This is a genomic window from Synechococcus sp. UW86 (genome assembly GCF_900474085.1).
In the GTDB taxonomy this organism is placed as follows: domain Bacteria; phylum Cyanobacteriota; class Cyanobacteriia; order PCC-6307; family Cyanobiaceae; genus Parasynechococcus.
In genome coordinates, this window is the sequence record NZ_UCNU01000006.1 from 1 (window position 1) to 25,758 (window position 25,758).

Genomic DNA, 25,758 nt, shown 5'->3' on the forward strand with positions numbered 1-25,758 from the left:
CAATCACCATCACCACCCACGAAGAAGCCACCTCTCCTTGAGGTGGCTTTTTTGTTGTAAGGTTTTGGTAGTTTTTTGCGCTCATCTGTGCCAAGACGTTCACTAGTGCGACGTTTAAGTGGCCAGATTTGGAAGGCTTGTCAGCGTTGGAATAATGCTGAGTGTGTTGATTTAAGTGCTGCTTTTGCATATTTCGTTCTTCAGTCGTTCTTTCCGCTGCTTCTGATTGCGCTGTCTGTTGCCGCAAGGGTGTTTGGCAAAACGGACAGTGTGGATAATGTGTTGGCCTCGGTGACGCAGGTCTTACCGCCGTCAGCAACCAGCCTTGTCGATTCGACCTTGCGTGGGTTGGTGGATCAAGGCTTTGGCGCTGGAATCCTCGGTGTTGTCGTTTTGCTTCTTACGGCCAGTAATGCTTATTTAACGCTCCAGCGTGGAGCTGATCGCTTGTGGTCTGAGATTCTGCCCGAGCCATCAATCGGTTTGTCTTGGTGGCAACAGGTTGGACAGTTCTGTAGAACGCGAGTCGAAGCTTTTCTGACGGTTTTTGCCATATCTATTTTGATCGTTTATCAACAGTTGGTGCTCAGTATCGGGCAGCTTCCTGAGGACATTCTTGGCATTTTGGATGGATTTATTCCCGGTTTGATGGGTTTCGTGAGCTCCAGTCCCATTCTTCCCCTCGGGCGGATCCTTGTACCCGCGTTGATCTTGTCCTTGATGGCCTGGTTGCTTCAGGTGGTGTTGCCAAGCCGTCGTGTCCCTGCGATTCCCCTCATTCCTGGCTCATTGTTGATCGGATTCGGCCTCGCTTTTCTCAATAAAATTCTGAGTTTGAGCATTGTTTCTCTGGGTAATCGCTATCAGGCCTATGGCGTGATTGGTGGTGTTTTGGTGTTAACGCTTTGGGTGTGGTTGGTGGGTGTGATTCTTTATTTCGGCCAGTGTTTGAGTGTGGAATTGGCGGCAGTTCGTCTTGCAAAGCCTCGGCTCGGGGAACCGAACAGCATGATGCCTTGAAGTTTGATTCAACTCTGCGAAGCTGATTCAACGGACCTTTTCCGTTGAAGCCCATGAATCGACCACCCGCAGTGTTGTGGATTGGAGTTGTGTTGCTCCTGCTGCTGCCAACTGCTGCCGGTCGTCTCTTGCTTGATCTCGCCGGTGGTGTGTTGCTGGCTCTTGTGGCACTTCCTTTGATCCTTTCGGGTCTTGGTTGGATTGGTTGGAAGCTTTTGCAGTCCAGGATGATCAGCTGTACTGCCTGCGGTGCCACGGGTCTGAAGGGGGCAGCAGTCTGTGCCGTCTGCGGCACGCCCTACGCCATTGAGGGAGATAGCCCAGCGAGTGCAGCAGCACCGTCTGTGCCTGCCAGTGATCTCACCATTGACGTGGTGGCTCAGGATGTGGATTCCGATTCCTGAGCCTGCAACTGTCGTTCCCGCAGGAACAAGAAAAATGGAGCAGCGCAGGCAAAGGCCACGCCGAAGCTCAAAGGGATGGCCAGCCACCAGCCTTTGATCTTCTGACGTGGTCCTTCCACACAGATCCACAGCGTCACGGCACTGGCCCCCACCAGCAGATCAGCGCTTAAGGAGCGTGATGCTGCTGTGCTGCTGGCATCTGCGATGAATCGTGCCAGATCGAAGGCTTGTCCACCGCTTTCGGCGATGAATTCCAGGTTGGCCTTCCAGGGCAGGATCGCTCCTAACACAGCAAGAAGCAGATAGATCCAAGGCAGGGCTTTACGCATCGGTTGTGGCTTTGAGAGTTGTGGGATCAAGCTCGACAATCGACTGCTCCACGCTGTCGAGCAGGCTCTGACACCGGTTCAGATACACCTCGCCATGGAGCACTTTTTGCTGCAAGTCCGCCAACGGAACACTCTCGTTCTGTAGTTCAGCAAGCAGCAGATCCAAAGCCTGCATTGCTTCCTCGTAGCTCAGTGTCTTGGCATCCTTTCGCCACCTTTCGAGGCGATCGCGTTGCTCTTTACTGACTTGGCGCTTGCTCATCAGGAGGAGGTGGTGGGTGCACTGGGCTGGATCTGATCGACCCGAGCTTCAAGGCTTCCGTCGCTCATTCGAATGTTGAGCTGATCACCGATTTTGACGGATTCCAGATCTGAAATGGGGTCGCCGGCGCTGTTGCTGATCAGAGCCAAGCCGCGTTTCAGCCAGCGTTCCGGTGATAGTGCCTTGAGCAATTGGTGCCTTTGAGCCAGTGCCTGGCGTTGGCGTTTGATCTTTTCCAGTGGAGACTGTTGTTGAAGGGCTACGTCTCGATCCTGAAGACGCTGACGTTCGCGAAGGATTCTCCCCAGCAGCGCGTCTTTCAATCGGCTTTGCCGCTGCGCCAGTCCCTGGCGTTCCGCCTCGCGGTCGGGCAGCAAGGCCACGATCGCTGCCGTGGGCGTGGCTGCACGATGGTCTGCCACCAGATCGGCGACGGTGAGATCATCCTCATGTCCTAGGCCTGTCACCACCGGTATGGGGTAGTTCGCCAGGAGGCGGCAAAGCGCCTCGTTGTCGAACACCGCCAGGCCTTCCCGGCTGCCACCGCCGCGGGCGAGCACCAAAGCGTCCAGTCCCAACTCATCTGTGTGCTCGGCCAAGGCTTCCAGGGTGCTGATGATCGTCGGTGCCACGGAACCCTGCACTGGAATTGGCACCACGATCAGCTGCGTCATGGGCCAGCGTTCCGCCGCGGTGCGGAGCATGTCGGCCAGGGCGGAACTGGGCACGCTGGTGAGCACCGCGATCGAGGCGGGTTGTCTCGGAAGCGGCCTCTGATGGCTTGGGTCGATCACCCCCTCCTGTTCCAGCAGTTGCCGCACCCGTTCAAAGTCGCGCAGCACCGTGCTGAGGCTTGGCCGGATGTCCAGCGCCTGAACGGTGAGGCTGGCTCGTGCTGCCCAGAAATTGAGCTTGCCCACCACGGTGACGCCGTCACCGTCTTTGGGTTGATAGCTCAATTGGGCCAGCTTCGAAGCCCACACCACACCGGAAATGCTGGCGGAGCCGTCGGTGAGGGTGAGCCAGAGGTGGCCCTTTTTGAGTTGAGGCCGGGAGACCGTGGCCTCCAGCAAAAAACGCGGCGCAAAGCCGCGTTCCAGCAGGCTGCCGATGGCTGTGTTCAGCTCAGCAACGGAATAGGTCGGAAGACGATCAACGCTCAAGGCGGCTGTAGGCGTAACCCCAGTAGATGCAGACAACGGCCGAGATGCTGGTCAGCAGAACGCCCCAGTGCTGTTGGATCTGGGTGGCACCAATCGTGCAGATCACCAAGGCGCTGCTGAGCAGCCTTGATCCATCACGTCTGTTCTGAACGTAAAGCGGTGCCAACGACTGCCTCAGCGGAATCCTCCCCACTGTGCTGCATCAGCGGTGGCTGGTGGAGAGGCAACAAAAAACCCCCCGGGCGAGCCGAGGGGTTCTGCGAATCCGCGGAGCGAAAATCAGCCGAGGCCGATCTGGGACAGAATGCCCTGGCCAGTCAGGAGCTCGGTGCCGAGGCCGATCACGATGCCCAGCATGGCCAGACGACCGTTCCAGGTCTCAGCGAAGTTGACGAAACCGAAGCGTGCGTTGTCAGACATGGGTTGAACCGGTTGGTTGTAAGCCAATGTAACAAAGGTTGGAGTTTTGTTGAGTGTGTTAACGGCTACCCGCCGGGCTTTTTCTGGTCAGGATTGCTGACCATTTGTTTTGCGCTTGATCCGGGCCGTCGGCAGCGCCTGGCGGGGGTCTTCGGGCCAGGGGTGCTTGGGGTAGCGGCCTCGCATTTCCCGGCGCACCTCCTGGTAGCTGCCTTCCCAGAAGCCTTTGAGGGCGCGGGTGCGTTGCAGGGGGCGTCCGGCTGGTGAGAGCAGCTCCAGCGTGATGGGGATTCGGCCATTCAGCACGTGAGGACCGTCGTCAGATCCGAACATCTCCTGCAATTTCACGGCGAGGATCACTTCGTCGGCGGTGTAAAGCAGCGTGGCTTGCCGGCCGGAGGGGATCGGGATGCGGCGCGGCAGCAGGTCATCAAGCTGTTGCCTGAAGCTCCAATCCAGATCGCCCCAGAGTGCTTCTTCCAAGGCTGTCGCGGTGATGTCGCTCCAGCCCAGGCAGCCCTCCAGGCTTGGACCTAGCCAGATGTCGGCTTGCTCCAGCAGGGTTGTTAGGTCGCGATCAGGCCAGGGGACGCCCACTTGTTGGTGCATCCATGCCAGCCGTTGGCGCAGCTGATCGCTGTTGTCCGTCCAGGGCAGGGCATCAAGGCTGGCATCCTTCTTCAGCTGCTCGAGCAGCAGGGTTCGGCACAGCGCTGCAGCTGGCGAAGGTTGTGGCGTTCGGCGCACCACCAATGCCCCCAGTTTGAGCTGGCGTTCGGCACGGACCCGCTGGCGTTCGGGATCCCAGCTGGCCTCGTCCTGCCAGTGGCCGTCCCGCTCAGCGATGCTCTCCAGGGTGCTCTGGCTCAGGGCCACGGCCATCTGGATCTGAGTGTCCCGGCCGCCCATGTCGACCCTGGCGACGGCCAGGGCTGGACTGCCCTGGAGCGGATCCCAGGGCAGCAGCGTGGCGCCGCGGCCCTGACGCAGCTGATAGCGACCGACCTGGCCTGGACGCTGTTGAGCCAGCCATTCCGGAAAGGCCGCCAGGATCAGATCGCCAGCATTGACGGAGGCGTCTCGTTTCTGGTGTGAGGCACCCAGTCGCTTCAGTTGGCGGCGAAGCTGCTGGCTGAGCGTTCGTAGGGATGGATGGCGCTGGATGCTGTTGAGCCGAGCTTCGAGATCGCTGCCGATCTGGCGGCGATCGAACGGATCCCGTTCGCTGAGGATGGCCGCCAGATCACAGCCCAGCTGGGGGACGCCCTGTTCGTGGGCTTCCACCAGCAGCATGCCGAGACGGGGGTGAACGCCGAGGCCGCCGATCAGCCGCCCCCGCTCGCTGATCCGGCCGTCGTGCTCCAGCAGGCCGAGCTGCTGCAGGCCGTGCTGTCCCTCTTGCATGGCTGCTGAGGGGGGAGGGTCCAGCCACGGCAGCTCTTCCCCCAGTCCAGCCCCCCATTGGGCCAGTTCCATCAGCACGGGCTGGGGATCGGCCAGCAGCAGTTCAGGGGGGTGAAAGGGGGGGCGCCGCTGTTGCTCTGCCGGTGACCAGAGGCGGATGCAGTGGCCCGGGCATTGCCGGCCTGCCCGGCCCCGGCGCTGTTCCGCACTGGCCAGGCTGGAGACGGTGGTCTCCAGGCCCTCCATGCGGGTGTTGGGGTCGTAACGCAGTTGACGGCTGAGGCCGCTGTCAATCACCAGGCGCACCCCATCAATCGTGAGAGAGCTCTCGGCAATGGCGCTGGCCAGGATGATGCTGCCGTCTTGGTTGGGCTCGCAGCGCTGCAGGGCTGAACTCTGCTGCTGCAAGGGCAGCTGACCGTGCAGCGCCTGAATCTTCCAGTTCTGCAGGGACGGGGCGGCCGTCAGGATCTGTCTGCAGCGTTCAATCTCCGCCAGCCCCGGCAGGAAGACCAGAACCCCGCTGCCCTGCGGTTGGTCGAGGGCGTGTTGCTCGATGGCGCGCAACACCTGTTTCGGCAGGGGTTCGTCCGGCCGTGGTGGTTGGTGGTGCGTGTCCACCGGGTAACAGCGGCCCGGGCTTTCCAGCACCGTTGCTTCGGGCAGCCGTTCCCTCAGATCGGATAGATCCAGCGTGGCTGACATCAAGATCACGGCGAGATCTGGATTCAGTAGAGGCCTCGCCTCGCGCAGCAAGGCGAGGGATAGGTCCGCATCCCGCCCCCGCTCATGAAATTCATCGAAGATCACGCACCCCACCCCATCGAGCGAGGGATCGCTCTGCAAGCGCCGCAGGAAGAGGCCGTCGGTGATCACTTCCACCTGGGTGCGATTGGATCGCTTCTTTTCCCCGCGCACGGCATAACCGATGCGCGCGCCGATGTCTTCCCCAAGGCTCTCGGCAAGACGGGCGGCGGCCGCTTTGGTGGCCAGTCGCCGCGGCTCGATCATCCAGATTTTCTGATGCTCTTCAAGAACGCTCTGGCCTTCCGTCAGGGCTCCAATCAGCGCCAGGGGGACCCGTGTGGTCTTGCCCGCCCCCGGCGGTGCCTGGAGCAGAACCGTTTCCCCTGGGCGGACCGCAGAACAGATCTGCTCCAACAGGGCGTCGATCGGGAACTGGCTCAACGCGGTGTTGCCGCTCGATTCACGGGATGAGATTCATCAGGCCGAACAGCACCAGGCTGCTGATGGCGCCGACGGCCGCCAACAGCCGCACCAGCGGGCCGATGGAAACGACAAGGGAGGCCATGAAGACTTTCTTAAAGGCCGGATTAATTCCGGTCTAGCCCCCTTGTCAGTGGCATTGCTGCATTCATTCGCACGCCTTTACAGAAAACCCGTGCCGGATCAGCGCACGTGGCGGGTCCCATCCACGGGGTGGTACTCCTCGCCGGTGAGTTCTTCAAACACGATGGCCGGGAGTCCGGTTTCGAACATGGTCTGCAGGGCTTCCTTGAGATAGGGATTCCAGCCTCCGGTGCTTACCTGGCCGTGGCGGACCGTCCAGTCCCAGGTGCCCTGAAGGTCGCGGGGGATCCGGCCTTCCCGGTCACGACGGGCCACGAGATCAAGAGATTCCACAAGTCCCACGGTGATGGGGTCCTTGCCGTAGGCCGGAGTCAGGCTCAATTCCAGGCGGACGGGGTCTTCCTTCATCAGCCGAAGCCGAAACCGTGGTGGCAGCTTGAGGCCTTTGATGACCGCGGCAACGATGCGTGTTCTCTGATCCACTCAGGCGACCCCTGTCGACTTCAAGCGCCCAATTTATTCAGTGCCGGGTCCCGCGGCCGTCGAGGCTTCGTCATCGTCACCGCCGAAGCGCACCGTCAGCAGGGCCTCTTCCGTGATCCGTCCCTCGCTGTCCAGAAGTTCTGGGTGGACGGTGACCTGGCCTGTGCGGTCGTTCGGAGCGTTGCTGGGCGCGCTGTTGATCGGACCGCTGGCAGCGCGGAAACCCTTGCTCATCACGCGGAAGGCCTGCCACAACAGGGCCACGAACAGCGCTCCGTAGATGAGGGGAAACAGCGAACCGAGCATGACCCTCCGACCCAGCTGAGTATCTGCATTCTCACGCTATCGGGACCCCGGTCGCATGTGGTCACAGCTTTGACACGGAACGTGGCTGTTTTCGGATCTGCTTTGCGTAGCGTCGAGGCAGCCGATCGCCCTGAAGCTGTGGTGAACTCCCCGTCCCGCTCGCTTGTCGCCTCTGCTCTGGCGGGGGGATTGCTGGTGGCCGGCGTGTCGTTGCTTCCCTTGATCGTTGGCTCTCAGCAAGCCGTGGCGCGCCCGGAGATCCGTCGCGGCTCGTTTGTGGCTGCCGCTGTAAAGCGCAGTGGTCCGGCAGTGGTCAGCTTGGAGACGGCGCGGACCGTCAATCAGTCCAGTGTTGCGGGTGTGCCGCCGGCCCTGATGCAGGACCCTTTGTTTCGCCACTTCTTCGGCATCCCACGCGCCACAGCTCCGCGCTCCAGGGTGCAGCGTGGCCAAGGCAGTGGAGTGATCTTCGATGCCAAGGGCCTGTTGCTCACCAATGCCCATGTGGTGGAGGGGGCGGATCAACTCACCGTGGACCTCTCCGATGGCAGGAGGGTGCCTGCCCGAGTGGTGGGCAAAGACAGCCTCACCGATCTCGCGGTGGTGCGCCTGGAGGGCTCCGGGCCCTGGCCAGTCGCGGACCTGGGGGATTCCGACCGGCTCAGCGTGGGCGACTGGGCGATTGCCGTGGGCAATCCCTTTGGCCTGGAGAGCACGGTGACTCTGGGAATCATCAGCAACCTCAACCGCAACGTTGCTCAGCTGGGAATTTCCGGCAAACGTCTTGACCTGATTCAGACCGACGCGGCGATCAATCCTGGTAATTCGGGCGGGCCACTGCTCAATGCCGACGGTGAGGTGATCGGCATCAATACCTTGGTGCGATCAGGGCCTGGGGCAGGCCTGGGTTTTGCCATTCCGATCAATCGGGCTCGAACCATTGCCCAGCAGCTGGTGGCCAGCGGCAAGGCCCGTCATCCGGTGATCGGCATCCGTCTGTCTCCGGTGCCCCGGCCCACCCCCACCTCCCCGGTGCCGCCCGGTGCGGTGATTCGCGCTGTTCAACCTGGAGGGCCGGCGGACCGCGCCGGGCTCAAGGTGGATGATGTGATCCTTCGCTTCGATGGCCAGGTGGTTGATGGCCCAGCTGCGGTGGTCAGTGCCATTGAACGCCGCGGTGTCGGTGCCACGGTTGCGCTCGAGGTGCAGCGAGCTCAGGAGCGGGTCTCGATCAACGTCAAGCCCGTCGATTTGTCGGCCTTGGCTCCTGGCTGAAGCTTTTGGCTCAGGCGTCGTCGGCGTCCCTCAGTTGTTCGACGCATTGGGTGATGCAGTCGCCATCGTCGAGCGAACAGGTGGTGATGCACTGGAAATAGGTTTCCACGGCGTCCCAGGTCTGCTCATGGGGGGGCGGACCGGGGGCTGTTGAACCGCCAATGGGTTCGCTGTTGCCGGGGCCGGGAACCATGCTCATCGGGGCTGGAAGGTCAGTTTTGTCAGCCTATGCAGATGAAAACAGCAGGTAAAGAGAAATAAGTCTTCCTGCCTAAACCTGTGTGAAGTTTTCGTTGCCGTCGCCTGATGCCAGTCAGGCCGCCTTTTTACGGCGGGCGTCGCGTGCCTTCTGCTTCTCCTTGTTGGCCTTCCGCTTGGCTTCCCGTTCTGCAGCCAGTTCTTTCTCCTTGGCGGCTGCCCTTTCCTCCTCTTTCTTCTCGAGGTAGTAGTTGTAATCCCCGCGATACATCACCAGTTCGCCGTCCCGCAGTTCCACGATGCGATTGGCGACGCGGGAGATGAAATAGCGGTCGTGGGAGACCAGCAGCGCGGCTCCCTCGTAGGCCATCAAGGCGTCCTCAAGCATCTGCTTGGCGGGGATGTCGAGGTGATTGGTGGGCTCATCCAGAACCAGCAGATTGCAGGGGGTGAGCAGCATCAGGGCCAGGGCCAGACGGGCTTTCTCTCCGCCGCTGAGCTTCCCGACTTCCTTGAACACCGTGTCGTTGCTGAAGCAGAAACTGCCCAGCAGCGAACGAACCTGGGTCTGGGTCCAGTCGGGAACCGCTTCGTACATCGTGTCGATCACGGTCTTGGACAGATCCAGGGCTTCGGCCTGGTTCTGTTCGAAGTACCCCGCAATCACGTTGTGCTCCCCAAGCCGTGCACTGCCTTCATCGGGGGGTTCAACCCCCATCACCAGGCGCAGCAAGGTGGACTTTCCCGCACCATTGGGGCCCACGAAGGCGATTCGGTCGCCCCGTTCCACCTCCAGTTCAGCCCCCAGGAACAGGATTTTGTCTCCATAGCTGTGGGTGACGTTGTCGATCAGGGCAACCTGTGCGCCGGAGCGCGGGGCAGGCGGGAACTGAAAACTCGGCCCGGCCACGGATTCGATCGGTGCCTCCACCCGTTCCACTTTGTCCAGCTGCTTCTCACGGCTTTTGGCCTGGGTGCTGCGGGTGGCACTGGCACGGAAGCGATCGATGTAGGCCTGTTGTGTGGCGATCTCTTTCTGTTGCCGTTCGAAGGCCGCCTGTGTGGCCTCCCGCTCCAGTTGTTTCTGCTCCAGGTGGGCGGTGTAGTTGCCGAGGTAGCTGCGGGACACCCCCCGTTCGGTGGAAACGATCTGATTGCAGACCCGATCGAGGAAGGTGCGGTCATGGCTGATCACCACAAGGGCTGCGCTCTGCTCCAGCAGGTAGTTCTCCAGCCACTGGATGGTTTCGACATCCAGATGGTTGGTGGGTTCGTCGAGCAGCAGAAGATCCGGTTCCTGCAGCAGGATTTTTCCCAGGGCAATCCGCATCTGCCAGCCCCCGGAATAGTCCTTCACCTGCAGCTCAGCACCCTCCGGGGTGAAGCCGATCGTGGGCAGGAGCTTGTCGATGCGGGCATCGAGTTCGTAGCCATGCAGTGCTTCGAAACGGCTCTGCAGCTTTCCCAGTTCTTGGATCAGCTGGTCAAGATGGTCGGGATCCTCCGCTGCCCGTTCGGAGCCCATCGCCTCTTCCACCTGCTGCTGCTGGTTCATGACCTCGGCCGCTTCGCCGAAGGCTTGAAACAGCTCCTGGCGCACGGTGCGCTCCAGGTCCACGTCGAATTCCTGCTGGAGATAGGCGATGCGGGGCTCCCCCTGCCGAACCACCTGGCCGCTGGTGGGCTCTTCGTGCCCGGCGATCAGACGCATCTGGGTGGACTTGCCGGCGCCGTTCACCCCCACCAGACCGATCCTGTCTCCGGGTTTCACCTCCCAGGTCACGGCCCGGAGCACTTCCCCGGTGGGGTAGATCTTGCTGACGTTTTCGAGTCGCAGCACCGGCGGAAGGCGTGATGCCCCCCATCATCCCTGTCGGCAAACTGGTGAAGGTTCCCGGAGGCTGGCCGCCATGCTGAAACTGGAACAGCTGGCCGCTCTTGTGGTGGCCGCAGGACTGGCGATTGTGAGTTATCTGCTCTTCTTCAGTTGGGCCGGAGGTGGCGGCTACGAACGCCGTGAGGGCGCTGAGCCCCAGGCCCTTCTGACGCCCGAAGCCCCCGAGCTCACAGACCGCCTCTCGCCTTGATGAGCCAGCGCTTGCTGTCGTCGTCGTCAAGGCTGGCCAGATGGTCGCGCACGTCCTGGGTCGTGACGGGAAGCCCCAGCTGGTCGCCCAGGCTGCAGATGCTGGCCATGGCGCCGTTGGGATCCTGGAGCGCCTGACGGAACAGGGCCTGGGTCTGTTCCGGATTGCTGCTGATTCGGGCGTACAGCGATGCGGCGTTGGAAGCCATCGCGATCTGAGCAACTGCTCAAACGCTATTCAGCACGCAGAGTCTTGTCAGGCAGCTTGTTCGATGCCGTCATCGTGCTGCCCCAGGGCCGAGGCGTCCTTCATGCTGCGAGCGTCCATGCAGAGCACCTTGCGCAGTTGGGCGTAGTTGGCGGCCTGGGTGCTGCGCCCTTCCTGGGAAGCGCCGTATTCGGCCCGTTGCAACACGTGGTGCAGGTGGGTCAGCAGATAGGTGCTGATCACGGCTGACACCAGCACGTCACTGTTTTCAGCGCTGCGACGGGGGCGTCGGGACCGAGCGCGGGTGCCGGCTGGGCTGCGACGAGAGCGAGGTGTGGCTTGGGTCATGGGGTACTCCGAGGAGGACCAATGCCCCCACCATAGTCATGGATACTACCCTTGACCATCTCTGTACACTTTTTAGTAGCAGAGCCCCTCCCTGGGGATCCGGTCGTGCCCACCCGTCAGACCTCATCCAGCGGGAAGCCCAAGTCCCCGAGAATTCAGGTGGTTCTGCCTGAGGATCTCTGTGCGCGTCTCACGGCGATGGCGGAGCTGGAATCCCGCACGGTGAGCAACATGGCGAGGGTGCTGATCCAGCAGGGGGTTCAGCGCCATGAGCAGGAGTTGGAGGCGTCCGCACCGGCGCCGTCCCGCGAGGAGCGCCTGCGGTCCGCCCTGGAATCACAGCAGCCCCGCCGTCTGAGGGGCGCCCCCCGGCGCCTCCGCCTGCACCGGCCCGGTTAGGCCGGTTCCACCCGCGTGCCGAGCACGGTCTCCCGACAGGCTCCAGTGACAGCTGGCACATTGCCGGGATGCCCCCTGTGGTGCCACCAGGCCAGCAACGCGAAGACCAGCGCTTCTCGGGCTTCCGTCGGCACCCCCAGGCAGCTGCTTGCATCGATCTGCACGCCCCGGCAGCGCCGCCTCAGCTCATGGATCAACACCGGGTTTTGGCTGCCACCTCCGGCTGTGATCAGTTCGATCGGTGCGATGCCCAGGATCTGGCGCGTCTGCGCCAGATCCTGGGCAACCACAGCGGCGGAAAAGGCCGTCAGGGTGGCGATGGCATCTGCCGCTGAGGCACCACCGAGCTGTTGCAGGCGCCGGTTGAGGTCGTCCTGTCCGAAACACTCCCGTCCCGTGGATTTCGGTGGTGCCAGCTGGAAGTACTTCTCCTGGAGCCAGCGCTGGATCCAGCCCTCATCCGCTTGGCCCTGCGCTGCCATCGCTCCACCCTTGTCGAAGCTTTGGGCACCGTTGGTGAAGTGACGCATGCCCAGGTCGAGCAGGCTGTTGGCGGGGCCGCAGTCCCATCCCAAGATCGCGGCATGCCGATCCACTCCACCGCAGGGGGGGATGAGGGTGATGTTGGCAATGCCGCCCAGATTCAGCACTGCCCGCCAGCCCTGCGTGCTCCCCAGAAGTGCCGCATCGGCCCGAGGCACGAGCGGTGCTCCCTGTCCTCCCAATGCCAGATCAGCAGCGCGGAAGTCATGCACCACCGGTCTTTGCAGCCGATGGGCCAGCAGTGGGGCCTGCAGCATTTGCCAGCTGGCCCCTCGTGCTCCCCGGGCCGGCGGACGGTGCCAGACGGTCTGGCCATGGCAGCCGATCAGCTCAGCTTTGGCATCGGGGTCGCAGGCTAGGGCCGCCTCGGCTTGCACCTCAGTGATGGCTTCCGCCAGCTCCAGCCAGAGGGCTGCCGGCATCGGTGCGCCCTGGCCGGCGGCCACCACCTGCCGCTGCAGTTCGAGCGGATAGGGCTGATGGTGGTGGCGAAGCAGGGACCACTGAGGACGCTGGGGTGGGCCGTCGAAGTGCGCCAGCACGGCATCAACACCGTCAGCGCTGGTTCCGCTCATCAGCCCGAGGCAGTGCATCGGCTCAGTTTTTTGGGAGCCGTTGCAGGTCGTCCACCAGTCCCATCACCACCAGCAGGTGCCCCTCCTCCAGCACGTGGGAGGCGGGTGGGTTCACCATCAAGCTGCTTTGCGGTCCTGCCGCCAGCACGTTCACCCTGAAGTTCTTGCGCAGATTCAGATCCCGCAGCGAGCGCCCCACAAACGGTTCCGGAACCTTGATTTCCTCGATGCAGTGCTGTTCATCCAGGGCCAGCCTTTCCATCAGGTTGGGGCGCACCAGCTCAAGCCCCAGGCGCTCCCCCTGCATGCGCGAGGGAAAGATCACCCGGTCGGCCCCAACCCGCTTCAGCATTTTTTCGTGGAGATCGCTCGTTGCCCTTGCGATCACCTGTCGCACGCGGCTGCCTTCGCTGTCTTTGGCGATCAAGGTTGCGGTGATGCTGGCCTCGATCGGTTCACTGATCGCCACCACCACGGTGCCCATGTCGAGCACGCCGGCTTCCCGCAGGGCCTCTTCGTCGGTGCAGTCCACGACGCGGGCCTCCACGCTGGGCTCCACCTGACGCAGTTCATCCACCGCACGCTCTGATCGGTCCACGGCCAGCACATCAGCTCCGTTTTGAAGCAGTTCCCGGCAAACGGCGATGCCGAAACGGCCCACGCCGATGATCGCGAAGCCGAGTCGTTCGCTGCCCTGGGCCGGGCTCCACTGCCACCACTCCTTCATTGCTGCCTCCCCCGCTGATCACGCTCAGACATACAGATCCTCGCTGGGGTAACCGACTCGATTCTGGCGATTCATCTGGATTTGTTCCTGCGTCATCGCTTCCCAGATCGCACTCAGCAGCAACAGGATCCCCAGCCGTCCCACAAACATTCCCACCATCAGCACCGCCTGGCCGAAACGGGGGAGTTCGACGGTGACTCCCAGATCAAGCCCCACCGTGGCAAAAGCGGAGATGCAGGTGAACAGCATTTCCATAAAGGTGAATGAATCCTTCCCGTTCAAATTGCTGGCGATGCTGATCAGCATCGCCATGGCCATCACGAACAGCAGGGAGCCCACCGTGATGCCGACGGCCCTCAGCACCACCTTGTCGCTGATGCTTCTGTTGCGTATCACCACCACCTCCCGGCCCCGCAGGGTGGAGCGGGTGGCCGCCATCAAGGCGGCCACGGTGGTGGTTTTGATCCCGCCACCGGTGCCGCCCGGGCTGGCCCCGATGAACATCAGCACCATCAGCAACAGCAGGCTTGATTCGGTGACGGTGTCGAGCGAGAGCGGAAGGGTGCTGAAGCCGGCTGTGCGTGCCGTGACGGATTTGAACAGGGCTGTGAGCCAGCGCTCAGACCAGGGCATGCCAGCGAAGATCTCCCCCTGGTTCAACCATTCCGTCAGGGTCAGCCCCCCTGCCCCGAAGACGATCAAAAGAAGGGTGGTGCGCAGCACCAGGCGGGAGTGCAGGCTCAGCCGCCGCCGGCTTCGCCGTCTGCGCAGCAGCTGTGTGGTCAGATCGCTGGTGACCCGCCATCCCAGGCCGCCGGCCACGATCAGCAGCATCACCACGGCATTCACAACCCCGTTGCTGCGGTAGCGCTCGAGGCTGTCGCTCCAGAGTCCGAATCCCGCGTTGTTGTAGGCCGAGATGCTGTGGAAAACCGCAGCCCAGAGGCGTTCGCCCTGGTTGGGGATGTCATCGAAGCCGAAGTGATAAAGGATCACAGCTCCCACCAGGATCACCAGCGTCGCGGTTAGGGCAATGCCACGAAACGTGCGCCCAACGCCTCCCACGCCGAATTCATCCAGGGCCTGACCCCGGTCCAACCGGCGGCGCAGGGCTGTTCCCTGCACCACAAAGCCCTGGAGAAATGTGGTGATGGCCATCAAGCCAAGGCCCCCCGCCAGGATCATCAGGGCCAGCACCACCTGGCCGAAGGTCGTGAGATCGCTGCCGATGTCGATGATCGACAGGCCCGTCACGGTGATGGCTGATGTGGCCGTGAACAGAGCTTCCCAAAGCCCCACGCGGCTAGAGGAGCACAGCGGAGTGGACAACAGCAACGTGCCGATCAGCACCACCAGCAATCCAGTCACCACAGTGAACTGGGGAACCGTGAGCCGACGATGCCAGCCCTGGGTGCGTTCGATGGCTCTTCCGATCGGCACAGGAGCGGGCGAGATCTGACCAGTGTTGTTCAGGATCCGCCGTAATGCCAGAGAATCAAGGCCGGCACGATGATGGTCATGATCAGCGTCAGGCCAATTCCGTAGCGGGTGACGTCGAGAAACCGATAACGGCCTGGACCGAACACCATCAAATTGGTCTGGTACCCGACGGGGGTGAGAAACGACTGACTCGCACCGAACAGCACTGTGATCAGCAAGGCGGTGGGAGACAGTTGCAGGGATGGGGCCAGTTGCACCGCGACAGGCGCCAGCAGGGCCACCGAGGCGGCATTGCTCATCACTTGGGTGAGCAGCGTGGTGCCGATGAAGACCACCATCAAAGCGGTGTAGCTCGGCCAGCCCGCCAGCCCCTGCTGGAGCACCAGAGCAAGGGCATCGGCGAGGCCCGTGCTCTGCATGGCAACGCTGAAACTGGTGAGGGATCCCAGCAACAGGATCACGTCCAGCCGGATCGAGCGCTGCAGTTCACCAAGGCGAAGGCAACCGGTGGCGACCACGCTCACCATGGCCAACAGCACAGCCGCCACCAGTGGAATGGGGGTGAGCGTCGGCAGCAGCAGCATCGCCAGAGCAATGCTGACGGCCACGGGTTTGCGCCGCACGGTGGGAAGGTCATCCTCCAGTCGATCCAGCACCAAGAGGTCGTTGCTGGCCTGCAGGCCGCGGATGGAGTCGATCGGTGCCTGCAACAGCAACACATCGCCCTCCCGCAGGATCACCTGGCCGAGGCGTTCCTGAACAGTCTCCTGGCCGCGGCGAAGCGCGAGCACCGTGGCGTTGTGGCGTTGCCGGAATCGCAATTCCCGCAGGCTGGCGCCGGCCAGGGTGGAACCAGCCGGCAGCAACACTTCCACGGTCTTCTGACCGCTTGATTCTTCGGTGTAAACGCTGAACCCCGCGTTCTGCCCCTGGGTTGTGAGCTGAACGGTGTGATCCTGCTGGAGACGCAGCAGATCCGGGCGGGTGATCCGCAGCAGCAGGCGATCGCCGGCCTCCAGCCGTCGGTCTGCCAGGGGGGGCAGCAACCTCTCCCCACCGCGTTGCAGCTCCAGCACATCCACATCGAAACGTCGCTGCAGCCGACTGTTCAGCAGTGAGCGGCCCACCAGCTCCGAGTCGGGGGGGATGCGCACTTCTGTGCAGTAGCTGCTTGTTTTGCCGGTGTTGCCCAGGTCATCGGTCGTGGCACCACGGTCCGGTAAAAGCACTCTCGGAGCCATCACCAGGTAGATGGCCCCAGCCAGCCAGACCGGCAGGCTGATCAAGGTGAAGCTGAACAGATCGAGGGAGCCGTAGCCCAGTTGTTCGCTGATGTCGCTCACCAAGAGGTTCACCGAGCTGCCCAGAAGGGTCAGGGTGCCCCCCAGAACCGTTGAAAACGACAAAGGCAACAGCACCCGGGATGGCGAAATGCCGCGCCTTTGGCACCAGCCCTCCACAACGGGCAGCAGCGATGCCACCACGGGGGTGTTGGGAACAATCCCTGACACCGGGGCGATCACGAAGGCCATCAGCGCAATGAGACGGCGCGAGGAGCGGATCCGCTCCGAGGCGATCAGATCTCTGAGTCGATCCAGGGCACCGCTCTTGAACAGTGCCGCGGAGACCGGGAACAGGCCCAACAGGGTGATCAGTGCAGGACTGCCGAACCCCGCCAGAGCCTCCTGGGGATTGAGCACCCCGGTAGCGATCAGCAGGCTCAAACTCAGCAAGCCGGTGAGCTCCGGTGCAATCAACCCGGTGATGAAAAGCACCACTGCCAGAGCCAACACGGCCAGGGTGATCAAGGCCTGAGGGTTTTGAAGAGCGCTGCTCAGCTCGGCCATGGCGGCGAGTCGCCAGTCATCAATTGTGGCGATTCTGCCCTGGGATCAAAAAATTGCTGCCGCAGCCACTGTTTCAGGCCCTGCAGCCCATCACCCCGCACCGCTGAGAGAAACAGGGCGTCGGGTTCCCGCTGATGAATCATCTCGATCTCAGTTGCTTCACAGCGGTCGATCTGATTGGCGATCACCCGTCGCAGGGCGGTGCTGCCAAGGTCATCGAGCAGCCGATGCACCGTGTCCAGGTGGCCCTGCCAGTCGGGGTCAGCAAGGTTGACCACCAGCAGGAGCACATCGGCATCCAGCGCCTCCTCCAGCGTGGCGCGGAAGGCCTCTACTAGTGGGGCGGGGAGATCGCGGATGAAGCCCACCGTGTCGGTGAGCAGTAACCGTTCGGGGCGTGCCCCAGGGCAGGGAAGGTCGAGTTTGCGGGTGGTGGGGTCAAGGGTCGCGAACAATTTGTTTTCCGCCAGAACGCGATCACTGGCCCGTTTGCCGCACAAGGCATTGAGCAGGCTGGATTTGCCCGCATTGGTGTAGCCCACAAGCGCCACCCGCGGCAGATCACGCCGCTGATCCCGTAAGCGGCTGCGGTGGGATTGAAGTTGGCGTTGATCCCGAAGCAGCCGTTCGATGCGTCGGCTGATGGCCCGACGGTCCTTTTCCAGCTGTGTTTCCCCTGGGCCGCGCGTGCCGATGCCGCCGCCCTGACGCGACAGGCTGTTGCCCCGTCCCAACAGGCGCGGCAACCGGTAGCGCAGCTGAGCCAGTTCCACCTGAAGCCGCCCTGCAGCGCTGCCGGCCCGCTGGGCAAAGATGTCGAGGATCAATTCGCTGCGGTCGGAGACCGGGCAGCTGAGCAGCCGTTCCAGATTGCGGGCCTGCACGGGGGTGAGCTCTCGGTCAGTGATCACCAGGGAGGCCTGGCAGCGGCGGATCTCGAGGGCGGCTTCCTGAAGTTTTCCCGAGCCCCATAGCGTTTGGGGATTGGTTTGGCCCCGGCGCTGGCTGGTCCGGGCCACCGGCTCGGCACCGGCACTGCGCACCAGGCCTTCCAGCTCAGCTAGATCCCGCTGGTCGCGCTGTTCATCGCCACTGGTGAGCGTGAGCAGAAGCACCCGCTCGTCTCCGGTTGCGGCACTGATGCTTTCGGGATGGGGTTCGTCCGGTGTGAGGACGCAAAGATCCCTCAAGTCGCCCTGTTCAAATTGTCTCCAGCCATCGGCTTGAGACGGGTCTGGAATCAAGAGTTCGGCCGGGCGAGCTCCATCGGCCTCTGGGCAGGGTGCAAAGCGCAGCCAGTGCCGAGGAGCGATATCAAGGGCGACCACGGCGTCGCGGGGATCTGAGTGCAGCCCTTTGCGGGCGAAAGGGCAGCTGATCAGTCGCCAACCCCCGCTGCTCCGCCGCGGCGTCGCCGGCAGATACTGCAGCAGCGAATCGCTGCCGGTGAGAGGCCCCAGCCAGAGCAGGCGGCAGAGGCCACGGCCGTCCAGCACCAGATGCAATGCCATCTCCAGATCAAGCACCAGCTCGGCCAAGCGTTCGAGGCTCAGCAGATCGGCGCCGCAGTCTTCGGGATGACGGCGATGGCTTAGCCGCTCCAGCTGCCGTTGTTGGCTCGGGCGCAGACCACGGCAACGCCCGCCGAGGTGAGATTGCTTCAACGGTTCAACAACCAGGCGCCTGCCGAGCGCAGACCCAGAGAGAGCCCTGGCAGCCGCGTGAGATACGTGGCCCGTCGCAACTGGAAGGCCAGGGGGCCGGCCAGGGTGAGCCCCATGCCGGTGAGGGTGGCCTCACCGACACCGAGGCTGAGCATTTCGCCTCGGTCCTCGAACTGGAAGGGTTGTGGCTCCTCCTCCATCCGCAGCTGCGCGATGGCTGCGGCCGTGGCATCGCCCTGTTGCATCGCCACCTGGGCGCTGGCGGGCCATGGGCTGCCAGGCCGTGCTGAGAGATCCCCGAGGGCGAATGTGTTGGCGCTGCCGATAAGGCGCAGGTCATCGTCGACGGCCAGGCGCCCTCGTTCCAGCACAGGTGCAGGTGAGATGGAGGGGATGGAGGGGCTGCTTCCTGCGGTCCAGATCAGGCCTGAGTGACGCAGAACAGCACCATCGGCAAGAACAGCAGTGCTGGATTTCACTTCGCGCACGCTGGTGTTGAGCTGGACCACCACCCCTTTGCGTTCCAGCGCGGCCTGGGCCCGCTCGCGATTGAACGCTGTGCTGCCGGGAAGGATTTCATCGCCCATCTCCACCAGCCGAACGCTGACAGCACCGTCGATCAGGTCCGCCAGCTTGCAGGCCAGTTCCACGCCGGTGGGTCCCGCGCCAACAATGATCAGCCCGGCCTCTTCATCCCGTCGCTGTTGCAGGTTGTTGAGCCATTGCTTGAGGCGGCTTACATCGCTGAGGTTACGGAAGCCGGAGCTGTGTTCCTTGACGCCTGCAATGCCGAAATCATTGGCTCTCGATCCCGTCGCCAGCACCAGTTGTGACCAGCTCAAACGGTCTCCGGAGGCCAGTTCGATGCTTTGGCTGGTTTGATCGATGCCAACAACGCTGTCTTGAATCCAGCAAATGCCGTTGTTCAGCAGCTGTTCATAGCGGGGGGCCACTTCCCAGGCTTGAAGTTCATCACTGAGCAGTTCGTACAGCAGCGGTTGAAACAGGAAGCGATCCCGCGGCTCGATCAGAACGATGGGGCAGGTGGGCTGCCGTCGCTGAAGAGCAAGTGCTGTGAACAGACCGCCGAATCCACCGCCAACGATCACCACGGCATCCGATGGGGACGAGGGTGAACGCATGAAGGGATCTGCCGGTTCTCAGACGATAGGAACCACACCCGGTCCCACGACAGGTGAAGATGGCGTGATGACGGAGGCTCCTGAGGCCATGGTGCCCATGGCGGTGCAAAACGAGTTGCTCGAAGGGCGCAAGCTGCTGGAGGCAATGGAGCCGCAGCAGCGTCTGGCCTGGGGGTTGGAGCAGTTCGGTGAGACTTTTGCTCTCACCACGAGTTTCGGGATCCAATCGGCTGTGCTTTTGCACATGCTGAGCACCCTCCCCGGCGGTGATGCTGTGCCGGTGATCTGGATCGATACCGGTTATCTGCCTCCAGAGACCTACACCTATGCCGCTCAACTCACCCAGCAGCTCAGGATTCGTCTGGTGGTGAGTCAGAGCGAGATGTCCCCGGCTCGGATGGAGGCCCTGCACGGGCGGCTTTGGGAGTCCGGTCGCGTGGAAGACCTGGAGACCTATCACCGGATCCGCAAGGTTGAACCCCTGGAGCGAGCGCTCAACGACCTGAACACACGCTGCTGGGCCAGCGGCGTGCGGCGTGGCCAGACCGATCACCGCCGCTCGATGACCGCTTTGGATCCGATTCGGGAGCGTTGGTCGTTGCGCCCCCTGCTCGAGTGGACCAAGCGCGATGTGTACTACTACTTGGAGGACAACGGTCTTCCCCAGCATCCATTGTTTGAACAGGGTTATTCCACGGTCGGCGACTGGCATTCCAGTGGTCCTGATGTTGGCGATCTGAGTGGCCGTGACACCCGCTTCGGTGGATTGAAGCAGGAGTGTGGAATTCATCTGCCTCAGGAGGTGAATGAAGGGCTGATGGGTGAAGGCATCTGAATGACGGGGTCTGTACGGGACGTCGGCCGCGCCCTGCTGATTGGTAACAGCCGTTGGCATTGGGCCCAACGGCAAGACAACACGGTCCGTATTGAGCACGGTCCTCCCGATCCTGCTCGCATCGGGACCAACCCTCCGGTCTGGGCGGCGGTGGGGCCGGTGCCCGAGCCGCTCCTGGCCCACCAGGATCTGCGCATTTGTTTGGAGGATGTGCCCTTGCCCAAGGCTCCCCCTTGGTTGGGGGTCGACCGCGCTCTCGGGGCTTGGATGGCCTGGCGTTGCAGTCAAGAGCAACAGCTCGACTGTTCCAGGGGGTTGCTTCTGGTGGATGCCGGCACCGTGTTGAGCCTCACCCGGGTGACGGCGGACGGTTGTTTTGGAGGCGGACAGCTGATCCCTGGCTATCGGCTCCAGCTACAGGCTATGGCCGATGGAACCCTCGGCTTGCCATCAACTCCTGAGGGTCTCGACAACGACGCTCTGAAAGAGGTCTTCCCACGGCAAACCGTGGCTGCCATGCAGCGCGGTGTTCTGGAGGCGATGTTGGCCTCCATTGCGGCGGCTCAGCAGCATTCCCAAGGCTTGCTGTGGATCTGCGGTGGGGACGCTGCCCTGTTGAAGCGTCATTGGTCCGGTGCAACGGAGTTGTTGCAGCTGGAGGGTGATCTTCAGTTGCAAGCACTGCTGAGCCTGGGGGCTGGGCTCAGCTCAGCCCGAGATCGTTGATCAGGGTGTCGGCCATGGTGGCCGCTTTCACCTTGAGATAAATCCGCTCGAGTTTTCCTTCTTCATCGATCAGGAAGGTGTGGCGCATCATGCCCATGTATTCGCGCCCCATGAACTTTTTCAGCCCGTAGCTCTCATAGAGGCTGGCCACGGCACAGGGTTCCTCATCGGTGAGCAGGGTGAAGGGAAGTTCGTGCTTGTTGATGAATTTGTTGTGGGAGGTGGCTCCGTCCTTGCTGACACCCAGAACGGTGATGTTGTTGGCTTTCAGTTGCTCCCAGCGATCGCGGAAGTTGCAGGCTTCTTTGGTGCAGCCCGGGGTGTCGTCCTTGGGATAGAAATACAGAACAACCTTCTTCCCGCGCAGCGAAGCGAGGCTTATGGAATCACCGTTTTGATCGGGAAGGGTGAAGTCGGGGGCGGCGTCGCCGATTTGCAGGCTCACGAAAAGGGTTTGGTCAGTGGCGGCAGCGTACGGCCCTCAGGACAGGACTGTCCGTGCGGCCTACGTTGCTATCAACCTGCAGCTTTGGGCCATGGCGTCGCGGATCAGGCTCGAGCACATCGCAGGTTCCCTGGCATCTCTTGTTTTTTGTACGTACCTCGCGGTCATTCCTGGACCGTTTTCAAAAGCAGGTACTCAGCAACCGGTGCGCTGGAACACGGGTGGCTCAGTTAGCACCACCACTTACAGCGAGCTCGAATCCTTTCTTGTTGACGGCAAGGTCACAGACCGTGCTTTTCAGGACGCCATTCGGATGTCTGGCTGGACCGCTGAGGAGCTCCGTTTTGGTTTGAACAAGAGCTATGCAGTTGACCTCGCCGGTGTATCCCGGTTTCTTTATTCCCAAGCTGGTAAAGCCTTCCTGGATGATCAAACAAGGTCTTATGTCCCTTATTGGCGCCAAAAGGCGACGGCGGTAACGGCTCTACGGGCCGCCATCATCGCGGATGCCAAGGATGGGCTCATTAGCTCAATCGGCATCATTAAACAGCTGCCCGTCGCCTTCCGTTTATCAGATAACGGACCGAATGATGGTAGGCAGAGGGTTTGTGCTCCTGACAAGGTGAGCGGAGCCCAGTCCACTTCGCTGCTTTCCTGGTACGTCTTTCTGCCTGCTTGCATCAAAGCCAATTCAGAGCTCTGATCTCTTTATTGGAGCCCAGGTTTCGGCGTTTTTTTTGATGGCATGCTGCACTTGCCTTGGATCAATTGATGGCGCATCGGCAGTCGCAGGCCGACCTCGCCCAGGTCGTTCAACGATTGGCGCAACTGCGTCATCACCTCCTTGCTGATCTCCCCCATGGCCTGCCGGTAGGGCGACCCATCGATTAGCCATCGCTCAGCCAGTTCGGTGCCCCCTGGAAGCATGAGATGTTCCAGCCACTCCTCACAACGGAGCTGCCAGCCAGCCTTCGCTAACAACTTTTCCGGACGCTGCTGCAGCTCAAGCCACTGCTGTTCTTGAGCCACTAGATCGCTTAACAGCTCTGTTGGCTCGCCGTCTTGCAGCAATGCACCGGCGGGCCCCAGTTCGGCGCGGCTGATCAGCAGCCGTAAGCCTGTTGTCGGCTCGGCATGTTGGTTGATTGTCTTCAGCAGCGCCGTCCAGTTCTGCCCTTGCAGGTCGGCAGCGGCGAGCCGACCCCCGATCCAATCGAAGGCTTGGCTTTCGGGCAGAGCGTCGAGGTTGCCTGTTAACAGCTCTGGTCGATGCTCCGGCTCGAGCAAATCCATCTGCGCTTCCAGCCTGCTGCGGTCGGCATCGTTCTCGCAAAGCACGGTCACTCCTCCTTCCGGGGTGGCCCTCAATGGATCGAGGGCCCAGATCAGCGAGCGCACCCCCAGCAGCAGCACTCGATCTCGACGGGTCCAGGGGATCTCCCGCCAGAGCCGCTCTCGCAGGCGCTGCAGTCGCTCCCCCTCCTGTCCTAGTTGGCGCTGGACCCAGCGGTCCACGCCAGGACGGTCGGGCCCGCTGCTCAAAAGCAAAGGCTGGTCGGCTGCCAGTTCCGCGGCCGCGGCGAGTTGGGCTGCCCGGCGTTCCGCCATCCGCTCGCGTCGTTCCCCCTCCCAACCGAGTTGTCCGGGCTGCCAGAACACCTCGCCTTGCAGGGGGGTGGGGAGGTATTGCTGCTCCACCCAGTGTTCTGCGTAGGCATGGGGGTAGCGGTAGCCCACGCCATCGCCGAAGGCGGCTCCATCCCGGTTGGCATCGCGCAAATGCCCGGGCACGTCCTGCTTTTGCGCATCGCGCACGGTTTTCAGGGCATCAAAGAAGCCCAGAACGCTGTTGCTCTTTTCGGTGCCGGCCAGGTACAACGCGGCCTGGGCCAAGGGATACAAGCCCTCTGGTAGCCCTACCCGTTCGAAGGCTGCGGCACAGGCTTCCACCACAACCATGGCCTGAGGGTCGGCCAGGCCGATGTCTTCCCCCGCCGCAATCAGCATCCTCCGGAAGATGAAACGTGGGTTCTCACCGGCCTCCACCATGCGGGCCAGCCAGAACATCGCCGCATCGGCATCCGAGCCCCGTAGCGATTTGATGAAGGCGCTGATGGTGTCGTAGTGGGCATCACCGTGCTTGTCGTAAAGCACCGCCCGCTGCTGGATGGATTCCTCGGCGATGGCCAGAGTGATTTGGATCACGCCGTGGCCATCGGGTTCGGAGCTCTCCACCGCTAGTTCAAGGGCATTGAGCAGGCTGCGGGCGTCTCCGCCCGCTACATCAACGAGGTGGTTGGCGGCATCGCTGCTGATGGCGATGGCGCGGTCGCCGTACCCCCGCTCATTGTCTGCAAGGGCGCGTCGCAGCAGCCGCTGTAAATCCTCTGGTTCTAGAGGCAGTAAACGAAACAGCCGCGAGCGGCTGACCAGTGCCTTGTTGACTTCGAAATAGGGGTTTTCTGTGGTGGCCCCGATCAAGGTGACGGTGCCGTTTTCCACCCATGGCAACAGCGCATCCTGCTGGGCACTGTTGAAGCGGTGCACTTCGTCGATGAACAGGATCGTGCGAAGGCCATGCCGTTCAAGGCGTTGGCGTGCAGCATCAACCTCGATTCGTAAGTCTTTGACGCCGGCCAGCACGGCGTTGAGGCTGCTGAAGTGGGCACGGGTGTGGTTGGCAATGATCCGCGCCAGGGTTGTTTTGCCGACCCCGGGCGGGCCATGCAGGATCAGGTTGCCGACCCGATCGGCCTTGATGGCACGGCGCAGGAGCCGTCCGTCAGCCAGGATTCCGCTCTGACCTTCAAATTCCTCCAGCGTGCGCGGACGCATGCGATCGGCCAGGGGGGCCAGCATCCTTCGTTGCTGCTCACCGTGAAAAGCGAAGAGGTCCTGAGCCAACAAACCATCGGCGATGCCCCAGTGTCCCTGAAGTTTTCAATCAGTGCTTGAGCTGGTCCAAATCGGACGCTTTTTGAGTCTGTCTGTTTCCAGGCTTGCAAATCTTCGCGGCCCGGTTCTTACCTTATGACCACCTCATAATCCATTTCAAAGCCTTTTTGCCGTGCCTCATCTGCAGCGCCTCCTGCTTACCGTCGCGGCTCTGATCACGGTTAGTTCCTGCAGGAGCGAAGCACCGAAGCTGCCGCCGCCGCCGAAGGTTCAGGCTGCTGCTGCTCGGCTGGTGGAATTCACCGAGGGGATCGACACCGTCAGCACGCTCGAGGCCAGCAACCTTGTGGAGTTGGCCGCTCAATCGGGTGGACGAATTGAGCAGCTGAAGATTCGCCAAGGTGATGAGGTGGAGGCCGGTCAGCTTCTGCTGGTCCTTGATCAAGACGAGGAAAAGGCCAACGCCGACACGGCTAAAGCCAATTACGAGCGTTACGCCTACCTGGCTGAAGTGGGAGCAACGTCGCAGAAGGAGTTGGATCGCTACCGGACTCAGTACATCGAAGCGAAGGCCAAGCTCAGTTACAGCAATCTCACTTCACCCTCCGCCGGCACGGTCGCTGACGTGAAGGTGAAAGTGGGTGATGTGATCCAGCAGGACCAGGTCTTCACCAGCCTGGTCCAGAACAATGAGCTGGAAGCAAGGGTGGAAGTGCCTGCGATCTTCTCGGCCCGGCTGCAGGAGGGCCAGCCCGTTGTTCTGATGGCCCCTGGCAGCGAAGAAATACTGGCCACAGGTGCAGTGGAATCAATTGATCCACGCATCAACCCCAACACCCAAGGACTGTTGGTGACGGCGGTGTTCCCCAATAGCGACGGAACACTGCGGGATGGTTTGCGACTGCATACGCGTGTGCAGATCAAAGCTGAGGAACAGTTGGCTGTTCCCTTTGCCGCTGTTACCCAGACCTCGGGTCAGAGCTTTGTCTTCCGGCTCGGAAGTTTCGATGAGCTAAAGGAGAATCCTGGCAAGGCGGATTTAAAAAGGCTGGAGCTGGGAATTAAGGCCGGCAAGCTTCCCGCGAACTCGCAGTTCGCCTTGCAGACACCAGTCACGGTGGGCGAACTGGAGAACAACCTGTATCCCATTACCAAGGGCCTGAAACTGAATCAGAGGGTGGCCACCACCAACCTGCTGAACCTCAGACACGGGATGCCTGTTCAGGTGCAACCCGCCAAGGCGAACTGAGGTTGAACGATGTCTGCTTCCAATAACTTCATCACCAAACCGGTTCTCAGCACG

General features: G+C 62.0%; 29 protein-coding genes. 9 read left to right on the forward strand and 20 right to left on the reverse strand.

The genetic code is table 11. From position 1 onward, the window contains the following. Positions 1-105: 105 nt before the first annotated feature. Together DXY04_RS01705 and DXY04_RS01710 are read left to right on the forward strand one after the other, a co-directional pair. On the forward strand, positions 106-1,020 hold the full coding sequence (locus tag DXY04_RS01705) for a YihY/virulence factor BrkB family protein (RefSeq protein ID WP_244278546.1): 915 nt from the start codon (positions 106-108) through the stop codon (positions 1,018-1,020). A 53-nt stretch (positions 1,021-1,073) separates the two neighbouring features. Then, on the forward strand, positions 1,074-1,424 hold the full coding sequence (locus DXY04_RS01710; RefSeq protein WP_115160732.1) for a hypothetical protein: 351 nt from the start codon (positions 1,074-1,076) through the stop codon (positions 1,422-1,424). On the opposite strand, the gene DXY04_RS01715 is transcribed toward DXY04_RS01710, so the two are convergent. The 8 genes from DXY04_RS01715 to DXY04_RS01745 form a co-directional block, all read right to left on the reverse strand. Beyond that, the gene (locus DXY04_RS01715; protein ID WP_115009326.1) at positions 1,400-1,753 is read right to left on the reverse strand and encodes a DUF2834 domain-containing protein; all 354 of its coding nucleotides are present in this window, start codon (positions 1,751-1,753) and stop codon (positions 1,400-1,402) included. The genes DXY04_RS01710 and DXY04_RS01715 overlap by 25 nt on opposite strands. Continuing rightward, positions 1,746-2,015, reverse strand: coding sequence for an exodeoxyribonuclease VII small subunit (xseB, locus tag DXY04_RS01720; protein WP_115160733.1), 270 nt, complete (start codon positions 2,013-2,015; stop codon positions 1,746-1,748). The genes DXY04_RS01715 and xseB overlap by 8 nt, the downstream gene beginning before the upstream one ends. Further along, the gene (gene xseA, locus DXY04_RS01725) at positions 2,015-3,178 is read right to left on the reverse strand and encodes an exodeoxyribonuclease VII large subunit (RefSeq protein WP_115160734.1); all 1,164 of its coding nucleotides are present in this window, start codon (positions 3,176-3,178) and stop codon (positions 2,015-2,017) included. The genes xseB and xseA overlap by 1 nt, the downstream gene beginning before the upstream one ends. Beyond that, the gene (locus DXY04_RS12000; protein WP_170951309.1) at positions 3,168-3,344 is read right to left on the reverse strand and encodes a hypothetical protein; all 177 of its coding nucleotides are present in this window, start codon (positions 3,342-3,344) and stop codon (positions 3,168-3,170) included. The genes xseA and DXY04_RS12000 overlap by 11 nt, the downstream gene beginning before the upstream one ends. A 113-nt stretch (positions 3,345-3,457) precedes the next feature. Beyond that, positions 3,458-3,598: a chlorophyll a/b-binding protein gene (locus DXY04_RS01730; RefSeq protein WP_011365253.1), complete on the reverse strand. Its 141-nt coding sequence runs from the start codon at positions 3,596-3,598 to the stop codon at positions 3,458-3,460. 87 nt (positions 3,599-3,685) lie between these two features. After that, entirely contained in the window at positions 3,686-6,190 is a 2,505-nt protein-coding gene (hrpB, locus tag DXY04_RS01735) for an ATP-dependent helicase HrpB (protein ID WP_115160735.1), read from the reverse strand. A 222-nt stretch (positions 6,191-6,412) separates the two neighbouring features. After that, positions 6,413-6,796, reverse strand: coding sequence for a hypothetical protein (locus DXY04_RS01740; protein WP_006851931.1), 384 nt, complete (start codon positions 6,794-6,796; stop codon positions 6,413-6,415). Between the two features lie 33 nt (positions 6,797-6,829). After that, entirely contained in the window at positions 6,830-7,102 is a 273-nt protein-coding gene (locus DXY04_RS01745; protein ID WP_114988711.1) for a DUF2973 domain-containing protein, read from the reverse strand. Between the two features lie 102 nt (positions 7,103-7,204). Here DXY04_RS01745 and DXY04_RS01750 point away from each other — a divergent pair, with 102 nt between their 5' ends. Further along, on the forward strand, positions 7,205-8,377 hold the full coding sequence (locus DXY04_RS01750; RefSeq protein ID WP_371634503.1) for a trypsin-like peptidase domain-containing protein: 1,173 nt from the start codon (positions 7,205-7,207) through the stop codon (positions 8,375-8,377). Between the two features lie 10 nt (positions 8,378-8,387). Here DXY04_RS01750 and DXY04_RS01755 read toward each other — a convergent pair whose 3' ends face one another. Together DXY04_RS01755 and DXY04_RS01760 are read right to left on the reverse strand one after the other, a co-directional pair. Then, positions 8,388-8,576, reverse strand: coding sequence for a hypothetical protein (locus DXY04_RS01755; RefSeq protein ID WP_115160737.1), 189 nt, complete (start codon positions 8,574-8,576; stop codon positions 8,388-8,390). 114 nt (positions 8,577-8,690) lie between these two features. Next, on the reverse strand, positions 8,691-10,415 hold the full coding sequence (locus DXY04_RS01760; RefSeq protein ID WP_115160738.1) for an ATP-binding cassette domain-containing protein: 1,725 nt from the start codon (positions 10,413-10,415) through the stop codon (positions 8,691-8,693). A 70-nt stretch (positions 10,416-10,485) separates the two neighbouring features. On the opposite strand from DXY04_RS01760, the gene DXY04_RS12005 reads away from it, so the two are divergent. Beyond that, entirely contained in the window at positions 10,486-10,662 is a 177-nt protein-coding gene (locus tag DXY04_RS12005) for a hypothetical protein (RefSeq protein WP_170951310.1), read from the forward strand. Here the strand turns inward: DXY04_RS12005 and DXY04_RS01765 are convergent. Continuing rightward, positions 10,640-10,870 (reverse strand): hypothetical protein, encoded by a 231-nt coding sequence (locus DXY04_RS01765; protein ID WP_115160739.1) that lies wholly within the window; start codon positions 10,868-10,870, stop codon positions 10,640-10,642. The two genes, DXY04_RS12005 and DXY04_RS01765, sit on opposite strands and share 23 nt — an antisense overlap. 47 nt (positions 10,871-10,917) lie before the next feature. Then, a complete protein-coding gene (locus tag DXY04_RS01770; RefSeq protein ID WP_114988706.1) occupies positions 10,918-11,217 on the reverse strand; it encodes a hypothetical protein in 300 nt (99 codons plus the stop codon). Between the two features lie 105 nt (positions 11,218-11,322). On the opposite strand from DXY04_RS01770, the gene DXY04_RS01775 reads away from it, so the two are divergent. Continuing rightward, positions 11,323-11,616 carry a hypothetical protein gene (locus DXY04_RS01775; RefSeq protein WP_115160740.1) on the forward strand — a complete coding sequence of 98 codons (294 nt, stop codon included), beginning with the start codon at positions 11,323-11,325 and terminating at the stop codon, positions 11,614-11,616. Here DXY04_RS01775 and DXY04_RS01780 read toward each other — a convergent pair. Genes DXY04_RS01780 through DXY04_RS01805 form a run of 6 tightly spaced genes read right to left on the reverse strand, consistent with a single transcriptional unit; the run spans position 11,613 to position 19,554 of the window. Next, on the reverse strand, positions 11,613-12,752 hold the full coding sequence (locus DXY04_RS01780) for an anhydro-N-acetylmuramic acid kinase (protein WP_115160741.1): 1,140 nt from the start codon (positions 12,750-12,752) through the stop codon (positions 11,613-11,615). The genes DXY04_RS01775 and DXY04_RS01780 overlap by 4 nt on opposite strands. Before the next feature lie 4 nt (positions 12,753-12,756). Beyond that, the gene (locus DXY04_RS01785; RefSeq protein WP_115160742.1) at positions 12,757-13,461 is read right to left on the reverse strand and encodes a TrkA family potassium uptake protein; all 705 of its coding nucleotides are present in this window, start codon (positions 13,459-13,461) and stop codon (positions 12,757-12,759) included. A gap of 24 nt (positions 13,462-13,485) precedes the next feature. Next, entirely contained in the window at positions 13,486-14,901 is a 1,416-nt protein-coding gene (locus DXY04_RS01790; protein WP_115160743.1) for a TrkH family potassium uptake protein, read from the reverse strand. A 29-nt stretch (positions 14,902-14,930) separates the two neighbouring features. Continuing rightward, positions 14,931-16,748, reverse strand: a complete 1,818-nt coding sequence (locus DXY04_RS01795) for an SLC13 family permease (RefSeq protein ID WP_115160744.1) — start codon at positions 16,746-16,748, stop codon at positions 14,931-14,933. Beyond that, positions 16,736-18,412 (reverse strand): GTPase HflX, encoded by a 1,677-nt coding sequence (gene hflX / locus DXY04_RS01800; RefSeq protein ID WP_115160745.1) that lies wholly within the window; start codon positions 18,410-18,412, stop codon positions 16,736-16,738. Before hflX ends, DXY04_RS01795 begins: the two co-directional genes overlap by 13 nt. Further along, positions 18,409-19,554: an NAD(P)/FAD-dependent oxidoreductase gene (locus DXY04_RS01805; protein ID WP_115160746.1), complete on the reverse strand. Its 1,146-nt coding sequence runs from the start codon at positions 19,552-19,554 to the stop codon at positions 18,409-18,411. The genes hflX and DXY04_RS01805 overlap by 4 nt, the downstream gene beginning before the upstream one ends. Positions 19,555-19,621: 67 nt before the next feature. On the opposite strand from DXY04_RS01805, the gene DXY04_RS01810 reads away from it, so the two are divergent. Beyond that, positions 19,622-20,389: a phosphoadenylyl-sulfate reductase gene (locus tag DXY04_RS01810; RefSeq protein WP_115160802.1), complete on the forward strand. Its 768-nt coding sequence runs from the start codon at positions 19,622-19,624 to the stop codon at positions 20,387-20,389. Further along, positions 20,390-21,115 carry a type III pantothenate kinase gene (locus DXY04_RS01815; protein WP_115160747.1) on the forward strand — a complete coding sequence of 242 codons (726 nt, stop codon included), beginning with the start codon at positions 20,390-20,392 and terminating at the stop codon, positions 21,113-21,115. Here DXY04_RS01815 and bcp read toward each other — a convergent pair. Then, positions 21,093-21,560: a thioredoxin-dependent thiol peroxidase gene (gene bcp, locus DXY04_RS01820; protein ID WP_115160748.1), complete on the reverse strand. Its 468-nt coding sequence runs from the start codon at positions 21,558-21,560 to the stop codon at positions 21,093-21,095. The two genes, DXY04_RS01815 and bcp, sit on opposite strands and share 23 nt — an antisense overlap. A gap of 91 nt (positions 21,561-21,651) precedes the next feature. Here bcp and DXY04_RS01825 point away from each other — a divergent pair, with 91 nt between their 5' ends. Next, positions 21,652-22,263: an alpha/beta hydrolase gene (locus DXY04_RS01825; RefSeq protein WP_115160803.1), complete on the forward strand. Its 612-nt coding sequence runs from the start codon at positions 21,652-21,654 to the stop codon at positions 22,261-22,263. A gap of 5 nt (positions 22,264-22,268) precedes the next feature. Here the strand turns inward: DXY04_RS01825 and DXY04_RS01830 are convergent, their stop codons facing one another. Then, positions 22,269-24,467 (reverse strand): AAA family ATPase, encoded by a 2,199-nt coding sequence (locus tag DXY04_RS01830; RefSeq protein WP_371634505.1) that lies wholly within the window; start codon positions 24,465-24,467, stop codon positions 22,269-22,271. A 160-nt stretch (positions 24,468-24,627) separates the two neighbouring features. On the opposite strand from DXY04_RS01830, the gene DXY04_RS01835 reads away from it, so the two are divergent. Continuing rightward, positions 24,628-25,704, forward strand: coding sequence for an efflux RND transporter periplasmic adaptor subunit (locus tag DXY04_RS01835; RefSeq protein WP_115160749.1), 1,077 nt, complete (start codon positions 24,628-24,630; stop codon positions 25,702-25,704). The last annotated feature ends 54 nt before the right edge of the window (positions 25,705-25,758 follow it).